General features: G+C 59.8%; 9 protein-coding genes. 4 read left to right on the top strand and 5 right to left on the bottom strand.

Features of this window, described 5'->3' with window-relative positions:
• The 3 genes from HHL24_RS42635 to HHL24_RS42625 form a co-directional block, all read right to left on the bottom strand.
• Positions 1–590, bottom strand: a 590-nt coding sequence (locus HHL24_RS42635; protein ID WP_230417817.1) for a porin, incomplete at its 3' end; no start/stop codon positions are given.
• Between the two features lie 80 nt (positions 591–670).
• The gene (locus tag HHL24_RS42630; protein ID WP_169491246.1) at positions 671–1,972 is read right to left on the bottom strand and encodes a dicarboxylate/amino acid:cation symporter; all 1,302 of its coding nucleotides are present in this window, start codon (positions 1,970–1,972) and stop codon (positions 671–673) included.
• Between the two features lie 97 nt (positions 1,973–2,069).
• On the bottom strand, positions 2,070–2,945 hold the full coding sequence (locus HHL24_RS42625; protein WP_169491245.1) for an amidohydrolase family protein: 876 nt from the start codon (positions 2,943–2,945) through the stop codon (positions 2,070–2,072).
• A 131-nt stretch (positions 2,946–3,076) separates the two neighbouring features.
• Between HHL24_RS42625 and HHL24_RS42620 the strand changes: the two genes are divergently transcribed.
• Positions 3,077–4,009 carry a LysR family transcriptional regulator gene (locus tag HHL24_RS42620; RefSeq protein WP_169491244.1) on the top strand — a complete coding sequence of 311 codons (933 nt, stop codon included), beginning with the start codon at positions 3,077–3,079 and terminating at the stop codon, positions 4,007–4,009.
• Between the two features lie 452 nt (positions 4,010–4,461).
• Here HHL24_RS42620 and HHL24_RS44940 read toward each other — a convergent pair whose 3' ends face one another.
• Positions 4,462–4,632 carry a DUF4148 domain-containing protein gene (locus HHL24_RS44940; RefSeq protein WP_329606838.1) on the bottom strand — a complete coding sequence of 57 codons (171 nt, stop codon included), beginning with the start codon at positions 4,630–4,632 and terminating at the stop codon, positions 4,462–4,464.
• Positions 4,623–5,567 carry a LysR family transcriptional regulator gene (locus HHL24_RS42610; RefSeq protein WP_169491243.1) on the bottom strand — a complete coding sequence of 315 codons (945 nt, stop codon included), beginning with the start codon at positions 5,565–5,567 and terminating at the stop codon, positions 4,623–4,625. Before HHL24_RS42610 ends, HHL24_RS44940 begins: the two co-directional genes overlap by 10 nt.
• Before the next feature lie 182 nt (positions 5,568–5,749).
• Between HHL24_RS42610 and HHL24_RS42605 the strand changes: the two genes are divergently transcribed.
• The 3 genes from HHL24_RS42605 to HHL24_RS42595 all read left to right on the top strand — a co-directional run.
• Complete coding sequence (locus tag HHL24_RS42605) at positions 5,750–6,673, top strand: dihydrodipicolinate synthase family protein (RefSeq protein WP_169491242.1); 924 nt, start codon at positions 5,750–5,752, stop codon at positions 6,671–6,673.
• A 239-nt stretch (positions 6,674–6,912) separates the two neighbouring features.
• Entirely contained in the window at positions 6,913–8,355 is a 1,443-nt protein-coding gene (locus tag HHL24_RS42600; RefSeq protein WP_169491241.1) for an MFS transporter, read from the top strand.
• Positions 8,356–8,534: 179 nt separating this feature from the next.
• On the top strand, positions 8,535–9,127 hold a 593-nt coding region (locus tag HHL24_RS42595; RefSeq protein ID WP_169491240.1), incomplete at its 3' end, for a porin.

Below are 9,127 nucleotides of genomic sequence, written 5' to 3'. Positions count from 1 at the left end.
ACCGTTGCGCCGAAACCCTTGAAGTTCGGGGCCGTGTACTCGGCGGTGTTATTCCACACCGTATCTCCGATGATCGTGCCTCCATAATTGGTGACGAACGTCTGGAGGACGAGCGGGGAAAAGACGGTCGACGATCCGAACGGATTGACGAGGGACTCTGCCGTATAGGTCGGATTTCTTTGCCGCCCGAAGGTCAATTGGCCAAAGTCGCCTTGAAAGCCCACGAACGCGTTGCGGGACCAGAATGGGTCCGTCGCACTGCGACCCAGCGCGCCATTTTGGGGTTGAAAGAAGCTCTCAAGCTCAAAGATGGCGCTGACGCCGCCGCCAAGGTCTTCCTTGCCGCGAATCCCCCAGAACGAAGTGGTAAGTCCGCCGCTTCCCATCAGTGCCGTAGATTGCGGCGTGTCACTACGTTTGACACTGCCGACATAGGTGCCGACGATTCCGTAAAGCTGGACCTGCGAGGCGTCATGGACCTGCGCGCTTACGCTGGCTGCGCACAATGTCATTGCTGCGCAAGCGCCGGCCTGCAAGCGTGATCGCTCTGTGCACGATCTCTTGGGGCGTGCAGTTCTCCTGATCTTCATGGGGCAGTCTCCTTGGTGTTTGGATTGTCTTGTACGGCGGCGGCCAGCCCTGGAGCGGGCCACCTACACGAAGCCGTGCTCTAGCTGACCGTGCGCTTCTTCATGGCGGCGTCGAGCTTGTCGCGGTCGAGCTCGCGCTCCCAAGCGGAAACAACGAGCGTTGCGACACCATTCCCAATCGTGTTGACGACGGCGAGTCCGGTGCCCATGAATCGGTGAATGCCGAGAATCAGCACCATGCCTGACACAGGGATGACGGGGAACACAAGCAGAGTCGAGGTAAGCATGATGAACGCAGCACCGGCCACGCCGCTCGCGCCCTTCGAGGTGAGCATTGCGACCACGATCAATGTCATCTCCTGCGTGAAGGTGAGTTGGATATTGAAGGCCTGCGCGATGAACAGGACCGCCATCGTCAGATAGATGTTGGTGCCATCGAGATTGAATGAATAGCCCGCAGGCACGACGAGCCCTACCACCGGCTTGGAGCAGCCCAGGCGTTCGAGCTTTTCGAGCATCCCGGGCAGCGCCGCTTCGGATGAGCTCGTGCCGAGAACAATGAGAATCTCCTCGCGGATATAGCTCATGAAGCGAAAGATGTTGAAGCCCATCACGCGCCCAATCGCGCCGAGGATGACCACAACAAACACAAAAAGCGTCAGGTAGAACGCGCCGATCAGCTTGATCAGCGGCAAGACGGAGCCGACTCCATATGTTCCGATTGTGTAGGCGATCGCACCGAAGGCTCCGATGGCAGCGGTCTTCATGATGATGTGAACGATGCCAAAGAACACGTTGGCGATGCCGCCGATGAACTCGACCAGCGGCTTGCCCCGTTCCCCGAGCGCGGCAAGCGCGGCGCCGAAGAGCACCGAGATGAGGAGAATCTGCAGCACATTGCCCGTCACGAACGCATCGACCACAGTGTTCGGGATGATGTGCATGAGGAACTCGACGGTGCTTTGCTCATGTGCTTGGGTCGCATAGCCGGAAAGCGCTGAAGCATCAATTTTCGACGGATCGAGGTTGAAACCGGCACCCGGGCGCAACAGATGTCCAGCCATGAGCCCGATCATCAGCGAGAGCGTCGAGACGACTTCAAAATAAAGCAGGGCTTTTCCGCCGACGCGGCCGACCTTCTTCATGTCGCCCATGCCCGCGATGCCCGCGACCACGGTGCAGAAAATGATTGGGCCGATCACCATCTTGACGAGCTTGATGAACGCATCACCGAGTGGCTTCATCTGGACGGCGAGCGCGGGCGCGAAGTGGCCGAGCAGGACACCAATCAGGATCGCAGCCAGCACATGCACATAGAGTTGGCGGTAAAAGGGGACGCGTCTGCGCGGCGTCGTATCAGGGGATGAGGTGGTGGCGTTCATCGCGGCTGCCCCGTGGCAAACGCGATGCGAGAACGAAAGTTGGCTTGGGTCATGCTTTGTCTCCGATATGTTGTCTTGCGGCCTTCTTGACCGTCTGTTATTTAGCAGCGCCGAAGTCGTAAAGTCGTTCAGGGTTCTTGACCAGGATCTTGTGGAGCAGCACGGGGTCGTCGCAAATGCGGAACAGCAGGTCCACTAGTTCACCGTCATTGGGCATGTCCTTTGAGATATTTGGATGCGGCCAATCCGTGCCCCACAACACACGATCCGGTGCGGCATGAACGAGTGCTCGCGCGAAGGGAATCGCGTCGTCGAAGGGGCGCTTGCCCGCCGAGACTCGCTCGGAGCCGCACACCTTTACCCACGCGAGCGGATTCCGCATCAATTCCAGCAGTAGCCGGAACGGCTCCTGATCCAGACCCGCCTCGGCGCGCACGCGGCCCATGTGGTCGATTACGAATGGCACGCGAATCCGCCCGATCAGATCGGCGTATTTGACGATGTCCTGTGCGTCGAGGTGCAGAACGACATGCCAGCCAAGCGCTTCGATGCGCCGCAGCACGCGTTCGAATACGTCCAGGTCGGGCGCTCCGCCCAGATGGGCGACGAAATTAAAACGTACGCCACGCACACCCGCTTCGTTGAGCGCCTTCAGCGTTTCATCGGTCACGCCTGCATCGACGATGGCAACGCCTCGGTATCGCCCGTTGCCCCGGGCGATCGCATCGAGCATCGCGGTGTTGTCGGTGCCGTGGCAGCTCGCCTGCACGATCACCCCGCGCGCAAGCCCCAGATGGTCATGCAGGGCAGCGAGCGATTCGAACGGCGCGTCGGGTGGCGTGTAGCTGCGATCGTCGGCATAGGGGAAACGCTCAGCGGGGCCGAATACGTGGCAGTGGGCGTCGCACGCGAGCGGGGGAAGCCCATGCGATGGTTTGACTGGGTTTGGATCTGGCGGAAGGCAGGACTTCATGGTCTGGCTGAACTCCATTGAGAAAAGTTGCGAGGCATGACAGCGAATGAGGATCATTGTGGCGATTCGAGTTGGCCAATACAATCGACATAGCCGACTAGCTGATATACAAAAACCGTATAGGAGCCGAAATGGAACTGAAGCAGCTCGAGGCCTTCGTGCACGTGGTTGAGCTAGGGAGCTTTACGCGCGCGGCCACGATCCTCGATACCAATCAACCGACCTTGAGCCGCCTCGTACGACAGCTCGAGGTGGAATTAAGGCAGACCCTGCTCGTGCGGCACGGGCGCGGCGTCCTGGCAACCGCTGCTGGGCAGGTCATGCTGGGTCATGCGAAGGGGATGCTGCTGCAGGCCGAGCGCGCGCGGCACGATCTTCGGCAATTGAAGGGGACGGTCAGCGGACACTTCAGCATCGGCCTTGCGCCGAGTTTCGCAAAGGTTGCCACGCAGGAGTTGATCCGGCAGTTCAGGCAGCGGTTTCCAGATGCGACGATCTCCGTGGCAGAGGGGCTTTCCACCTATCTGACAGAGTGGCTGATGATGGGCCGCATCGATGCGGCCGTGCTTTACGACACTTCGCTCACCGCACTCGTCGAGAAGCGCGCAGTGTTTGAGGAGGAACTGTTCCTGATAGGCATGGCTGAGGGCACAGGTGGTCAGGCACCGGAACAGATCCGCCTGAAGGACATCGCTCGCTATCCACTCGTCATTCCAGGGCGCATGCATGCGCTGCGGCAGGTCGTCGAAGCGCGCGCGGCCGAGGAGGGCGTCAAGCTCTCCATCGCGCTCGAGGTGGATGCGGTCGGGGCGATTCTCGACCTCGTATGCGAGGGCTATGGTTACGCGGTGTTGCCCATCAATGCGCCGGCCACCGATCCGCTCAGGCGCCCGTTCTCCGTGACCCGCATACGGCACCCGACGCTGCACAGCCGTCTCGCAATCGCGACGAGCAGCCAGCACACCTTGTCACACCTGGCGATGGAGGCGATCGGCCTGATCGAGGCCGAGGTGCTTCCGCTCTACACTGCTAACCGGGACCCCGGAGCAATGCGACTGGAATGAGGCTTGAGAAAGGTCGGCAACCTTTCGATTTCCTGTCTATTGCTTGGCCGATGACATGCCAATCGAGACGGCTGCTCGAACGGCCGTTCCAGTTTGGAAGCCGCCGTAGCGCTCGCGCCGGGTCGAAGGACGGCTCCGGGTCGGCTAGCGCCGACCGCCGTCAGGCGGGGACCGGCCAGAAGTTGACGTTTGTCAGCCGCCGTAACGAGACATCTGGATGTCTGTTCCATCCCGGTAGGAGCCGTCCGAATGCCGGGCGAGACACGCCCGCGACAAGTCTTTTTTGCGGTGGCCATGCACCCCGCCCGCAGCCGCCACAGCGGACCGTTCGGCGAGCTGGACCCCTCAGCGGCCGCAACGATGCGCGCCAGTTTTTTCGGGCGGTAAAGGCAAAAGCCGAGCGTTGCTACGTGCCGGATTGTTCCGCGGCCCCGTGCTGCAACGCCTTTTGCTCAGATCCCTAATCGAGCTTCAGCTTTTTGCAGCCCGACCGGATAGCCCACGTCGTCAGCGACACGGTTCAGTCCGGCTCGTTCGAGGTCGGCAGGTTCCGCCCGTACTTGTGCGCCCGTGACTGGCGCGTCCGTTTGGGCGAACGAAGGGAGACGGCCCTTTAAATGGATCGCAGGAAGGCTGCGGACACGCCCAGCCGAAGGTCCGAGGAGAGGGTTTGCGAACGTGCGATTTCCTTGGTGAGCTCCATCACCTTGCGGCAGGCAAGCGTCAGTTCGCCGTGGGGGGACATAGCGAGCGCAATGAAGCGCGGCACCGGCGGATCGACTACCATCGACGCCTGCAACCGGCATTCCTTCTCAAGATTGGCGATCGCATAAGGTCCGAGCAACGCATAGATTTCGCCATCTGCCACGATGTGCCCCTGCAGAGTCAAAGAGTCGGCTTCTGCCGCGAAGTTAAGGGAGACCCGGTGTTCACCAGCAATTTGTTCGAGCCGGTCGCGCCAGCTATTGGGGCGGCAGAAAGAGACCAGTGGAACCCCGTCGAGCTTTGAAAAAGCAATCGTGGACTGCTTGGTCAAAGGATCGCCTTCTGCGCTGACCAGGTAGGTCGCCGCCTCAACCAGATACTCGTCGCCGTTTTTCGGCGTCGGACTATTTCGAAAAAGGATGGCGAGATCAACACTGCCATTTTCCAACCATGTTTCCAACAACGCACCTTGACCCTCGCGCACCTGTATTTGCACCAGGGGATAACGCTCTCGAAGGTGATGGTAAAGGGTGCTGACAAGCGGATGAGCGGTCGAGGGCAAGATCCCGATTCTGACGACGCCGATCGGCTCTCCCGCCGTACTGCGGATGTCGTTGGATAACTGTTCCGTGCCGGCAAGCCACGTCCTGACGCGCGGGGCAATACGCGCCCCCAACTCGGTCAATACCACGCCGCGCCCTGTCCGTTGGAACAAACGGCCGCCGCAGTACTGCTCAAGCTCAACAATCTGACGGCTGATGTGCGGCTGACTGGTCCCGTAAGCAACGGCCACCTTGCTCAAGCTCCCGAGTTCTGCCGCGTCGATGAATAGCTTCCAAGCCGCGTAGTCCACCGCCAAACCCTCCAACTACATATGTCAATTCAGTATAGCTGAAATGTGCGGCTAGGCAGTTCTCGCATGGGTCGTCCTTCCCTACACTGCAACGCATGCACCGTTGTTCCAGCTTGATGCGAAACGAGCAGCGGGCTCTCCTCTCGGAAAGAGGAGCGGAAAAGCTCACATTTGGAGACGTCATGAAAGCGATAGATCTACGCGGTTTGGTCCCGGCACCCATTACCCCCTTCACCCGCGATGGGGCGGTGGACCACGCAGCAATTCAACGGCTGGGTTCCTGGCTCTGCAGCATCGAGGGCGTTAAAGGTCTGACGGTTCTCGGCCACGCTGGCGAAGGCACGTTCCTCACGCAGAAAGAACAGGCTCAAGTCATCCAGAGCTTCGTGAAGTCCGTTGACGGCAAGATTCCGGTCATCGCCGGTATCACGCTCGAAGGCACGGAAGTGGCGGTGGAAGAGGCGAAGCGCGCGGTCGAGGCCGGCGCGTCGGCAGGTCTCGTGTATCCGTCGCACGGCTGGCTGCGCTTCGGTTACCAGAAGGGCGCACCGCAAGACCGCTACCGCGCCATCTACGAAGGCAGCGGCCTACCGCTCATCCTGTTCCAGTACCCGGATGCCACCAAGGCGACCTACAACCTCGAAACGCAGTTGGAAATCGCCGCACAACCGGGCGTTTTTGCCATGAAAAACGGCGTGCGCAATATGCGTCGCTGGGACGTTGAGATTCCCATCATCCGTCGCGAGCGTCCGGAACTGCAAATCCTGACCTGCCACGACGAATATCTGCTCCATACGATGTTTGACGTCGACGGCGCGCTCGTCGGCTACGGCGGCCTCGCTCCCGAGCCACTCATCGAACTGATCAAAGCGGGCAAGGCGAAGGACTACCAAGCCGCTCGCGCGATCCATGATCGCCTGCTGCCCGTGACGCGCAATGTGTACCACCGTGGCTCGCACATGGAAGGCACCGTTGCACTCAAGCACGGCCTCGTGGCCCGCGGGATCCTCGAGCACGCCACGGTGCGCTCGCCGTTGCTGCCGCTCGCGGAGGGCGCGGACATTGAGATCGCAGACGCGCTTCGTTCGGCGGGCCTCGTCGACTGACGCGGGAGCGGCGAACCAAAAGCCGTTACGACGATAGCGAAGCGCCGCCCCGCTTCGCTGTCAGCGTTGAGCAGTAACGGCGGCCCGCGAAACCTCGTGCCGCGCGTCGCCCATAACAGGATCGGGAAACGACCAAAAAAGCTACGACCGCGCGACACAATAAGAAAGAAACGCGATTCGGTGCTTCAAACCAAGAAGAAAACCGAGGGCCCATAAAATTCAGCTTTTCAGGAGACAGCATGAACACCCCTTCGACCGCCTACGGCGTCGGCCTTGGTCAATCCCCGAGCGAAGCGCGCCCCGTGAGCGAGCAATTGCGTGCGGCGAACCTGCTGTTCCGCATCGAGAACGTGCCGTTCTGCAAGTGGCACACCAAGGCACGTATCGTCATGGGCAGCGCGACCCTCTTTGACGCATTCGACGCACTTTCGCTTGCTTTTGTACTGCCTGTACTAGTGGGTCTCTGGCATCTTTCTCCCGGGAAGATCGGTGTGCTGATCGCAGCTGGCTATCTTGGGCAAGTCGTAGGCGCGTTGGTTTTCGGTTGGCTGGCCGAGCGCCTTGGGCGGGTGCCGAGCGCCACAATAACTGTCGGTGTCATGTCGGCAATGAGCGTCGTATGCGCCTTCACCGGCAGCCTCCATATGCTGTTTTTTATGCGCTTCCTGCAAGGCATCGGCGTGGGGGGAGAAGTGCCCGTGGCGGCCACGTACATCAACGAGCTGTCTCAAGCGCATGGCCGAGGACGTTTCTTCATCCTGTACGAACTCATTTTCCCGCTGGGTCTCCTCGCGGCCGCGCAGCTCGGTGCTTTCATCGTCCCCCGCTTCGGTTGGGAATATATGTTTCTGATCGGCGGCATTCCCGGCATCGCCGTAACGATCCTGATCTCACGCCTTCCAGAATCGCCGCGCTGGCTCATTTCACGTGGGCGTTTCGATAAAGCTGAACGCATCATCGAGCGGCTGGAGGCAAGCACGACGAAGCGCACCCTTGATACTCAGACGCAAAAGGCCGAGGTTGACGAGCGCGTGGTGGGCCTTCTGAACGGACTCCAGTCGAAGCAGAAGGGGACGTGGAAGGAGCTTTTCTCGCCGTTCTACAGAGGACGCACCATTGTCGTGTGGTTGCTTTGGGCGAGCTCTTATTTTGTGGCCAATGGCATCAACAACTGGCTGCCGAGTCTCTACAAGACTGTCTACCATCTGCCTCTGCAAGAGTCGCTTCACATGGCGTCCATCTCGAACGTCCTGAGTACGTGCGGGGTGCTGGCTTGCGCGTTGCTGATTGATCGAGTCGGGCGCCGCCGCTGGGCCATGGCATGCTTCATCATCAGTGCAATACTGCTCGCCGGTCTGGGCATCCACGGAGCTGGCAGCGCCTGGTCAGTGATGTTCCTGGGATCGTCGGCCTACGCTGTAATGGCAACCGCGACTGTACTTCTGTACCTTTACACCCCTGAAATCTATCCGACCCGGATGCGCGCCATCGGTACTGGCCTTGCGACTTCCTGGCTACGAGCGGCTTCTGCTGCTGCGCCAGCGATCGTCGGCATCGTATTAACAGGGAAAGGCATCGCTGCGGTATTCATCATGTTCGCCGTGGTCAGCGGGCTCGGCTTCTTCGTCGCCACGAGAATGGTGGAGACGACCAATCGCGCTCTCGAAGAGATCTCCCCGTAGCCACTGATTTCGCTTGGCTCCTTGCCCCTGATATGACTCAAGGGAAGGAGCTTCTAGCTCGCAACACCTTCGATTTCAACGCGACAGCTCGCGGATAGCGACTGCTTCTCGAAGGCATCCTGTTAGTAGTCCTGAATTAATGAATATCGCATACAACAAAATTAATGGAGACAACCGAAATGAAAAAGGAACAACGGGTAACGGGCCGCCCTTCTGTGGGGAAAGTCGTTGGCACGCTTGGAGTTACGACGATTTTCTGTTCTGCTTTAGCATTGACTTCTGTCTCCGCACACGCAGATAGCGGCTCGCAGGTCCAACTTTATGGGATTGTCGGCACCTATGTCGGCAGTGTCAAACGTAGTGACACGCCGCAATCTACGGCACTGATGGGAAGCGGCGGACTTACCACTTCTTTCTGGGGAATCGGCGGCAAGGAAGATCTTGGCGGCGGCGTCAGCGCCATCTTCGCCCTCGAGAGCTTCTTTCAACCCCAAAATGGCGCGCTGGGTCGCAGTGCGACGGACCCATTCTGGTCCCGCAACGCGTTCGTGGGCTTTCAAGGCGACTTTGGCCAATTGACCTTCGGGCGGCAAAGAAATCCGACCTATACGGCAGAGTCCCTCGTCAATCCGTTCGGATCGTCGACCGTCTTTTCCCCGCTCGTCCTCCAGACGTTCGTCACCAATTATGGAGGCACGATCATCGGAGATACGGTGTGGAATAACACCGCCGAGTACACGGCCCCGAACTTCAAGGGTTTCGGCGCAACGGT

The sequence above is a fragment of the Paraburkholderia polaris genome (assembly GCF_012927345.1).
GTDB classification, from domain to species: Bacteria; Pseudomonadota; Gammaproteobacteria; order Burkholderiales; family Burkholderiaceae; genus Paraburkholderia; species Paraburkholderia polaris.
This window is presented reverse-complemented; position numbering and strand designations above follow the sequence as displayed.